Genomic DNA, 2,015 nt, shown 5'->3' with positions numbered 1-2,015 from the left:
CCGCATGCAGGGGATTCATTCGTCATATACCCGCGATCCCCCGTCAGCCCTGCGATAGCGATAGCTTGACACAAAGTGCAAATATATATGTATCATATAGGTCATATATATGACTTGTGTTTTTTTCATTCAGCTGCTGTGGGTTTTTTAGGACAACGTGGCACTAGAAGGTAAAGCATGAGCCTTAGATCACGATAAGAAGAGGAGGCTCTTTTCATGGTTTCGGATCAATCAGCGATTATTGCCCATCGCTATCCGCTCGATCGGTTGGCGTTACGTCAGACGCTGGATATACAGCATCCAAGTGCCCATGTGCTTGAGGCTATTAGTTGGCATGAACTTCTCTGGACGATGGGTCGGCACAACAACATTGGTTTGTTGGTATTGGACCTTTCCTTGGTGGATCAGCGCTCACTGCGTCATCTTCCTTATCTTTTTACCCGCCATTCCGGATTGAAGGTGCTGGCGATTACGCATCGTCATCAACGGATACGGGTAAAGCAATTACAGGGCCTGGGAGTGACAGGCAGTGTGAGCAGTCGGGATGATCAGGTGGTGTTGTTACAGGCATTGGATCGGGTGTGGCGCGATGAGACTTGGTTTCCCGAGGTTGAAAGTGCTGAGGATGCATGGAAGCTATCGGGTATGCGCAGATTATCAGTGCAAGAGATGAGGGTGCTTGAAAAGATTGATCAGGGTTTGATGAATAAACAGATTGCATCGGAACTGGAGATCGCGCTCAGCACAACAAAAGTTCATGTGTGTGCGATTCTTCGTAAACTGGGTGTGCGCAACCGAACGCAGGCGGTGATGGCTTATCGACAATATGAGCCGTTGCTGACATGAGTTGGAATTAAACGAAAACAGCCTGAGCATAAGATATGTTCAGGCTGTTGGGTAACGCGTGCGGGGTGGGGCGATTAACGAATCTCGGCTTTGTAGCTGAATTTATCGGCGCGGCCGACCGTTTTACGGTATTCGATCATCTTGTTGGCACGACTGTAGGTGTGTCGGATCAGGACGATCACCGGGGATTTTTCCGGGATGCCTAGAATCTGTGCGGTTTCTTTATCTGCAACATCCGCTGTCAGGGTTTCTTCTGCACGAACAACGGGTACGTCATATTTCTCAACCACCAATGCGTACATCAGGTCAGGAATATGAACATCGGGCTGCTCCATACCGGGCACCACTTCAGGGCACCACCAGCAGTGCTCAACCAGAATCGGAAGATCCTGAATATAGCCGCAGCGCTGAATATAGAGCAGCTCTGATTCAGGCTTATATCCGAGTTGGCTGCACGCATACTTCGGTCCTGTTTTCAGCGCGCGTTCGCTCACTTCTTTGTGGATACGTACACCTTTACCGGTGCCATCACCGTAGGAGAAGAAGCGGAACAGGCTGTTGTTGAAGTCGACGGTCGAAACATAAGTGCCTTTGCCCTGATGACGGTAAAGACGTTTTTCGTTGACCAGATTATCAATGGCCTTTTTAACGGTGCCCTGGCTTACCCCGAGTTTGGTCGCCAACTGGGGTTCAGAGGGGATCAGATCACCGGGGATCAGCCGGCCCTCATCAATATCAGCCAGAATGTGATTCTCTACACGTTTGTAAAGAGGGATGTGTCTGTCTGCAAGTTGATTCATAGGTTGGCTATCACTCATACCACTGATGTATATGTTTGAAAGTATACTGAATTCGCTAAACCTGCTCAATTCTACTGATGGTTAGTTGCTTGCCAGCCAGCGAAAACCATGGGGTTTGTTGATTTGGAGGGGCAGAGAGTTAGCGTCGATATTGCGTATTCCGGTTATCAGGGGGGCCTCTTAAGAATACGCTGGTGATCGCATCGTTATTCTAGATAGCCGCAGCGCCTAAAAATTGATATATATGAGTTACTTGACGTATATGCGGTAGATCATTATGATGCATTGCAACAAATAGCCGCTCGCACAATAAAAACAAAACGGTGGTTCTGCGCCATTCTCAGGCTTAACTGTTTCGTATTTATTTTG

At 48.3% G+C, this 2,015-nt stretch carries 2 protein-coding genes; one reads left to right on the top strand and one right to left on the bottom strand.

Features of this window, described 5'->3' with window-relative positions; all coding sequences use genetic code 11:
- Nucleotides 1-216: 216 nt before the first annotated feature.
- Nucleotides 217-846, top strand: coding sequence for a LuxR C-terminal-related transcriptional regulator (locus ABYW01_RS20415; RefSeq protein ID WP_372836317.1), 630 nt, complete (start codon nucleotides 217-219; stop codon nucleotides 844-846).
- 74 nt (nucleotides 847-920) lie between these two features.
- Here the strand turns inward: ABYW01_RS20415 and ABYW01_RS20410 are convergent, their stop codons facing one another.
- On the bottom strand, nucleotides 921-1,646 hold the full coding sequence (locus ABYW01_RS20410; RefSeq protein WP_372836316.1) for a GntR family transcriptional regulator: 726 nt from the start codon (nucleotides 1,644-1,646) through the stop codon (nucleotides 921-923).
- Between the last annotated feature and the right edge of the window lie 369 nt (nucleotides 1,647-2,015).

Source organism: Pontibacterium sp. (genome assembly GCF_041587635.1).
Classification (GTDB): domain Bacteria; phylum Pseudomonadota; class Gammaproteobacteria; order Pseudomonadales; family Balneatricaceae; genus Pontibacterium.
This window is presented reverse-complemented; position numbering and strand designations above follow the sequence as displayed.

Excerpts from the sequence above, each read along its gene's own strand:
- ABYW01_RS20415 (WP_372836317.1), top strand. The coding sequence starts at position 217 with ATGGTTTCGGATCAATCAGCGATTATTGCCCATCGCTATCCGCTCGAT.
- ABYW01_RS20410 (WP_372836316.1), bottom strand. The coding sequence starts at position 1,646 with ATGAATCAACTTGCAGACAGACACATCCCTCTTTACAAACGTGTAGAG.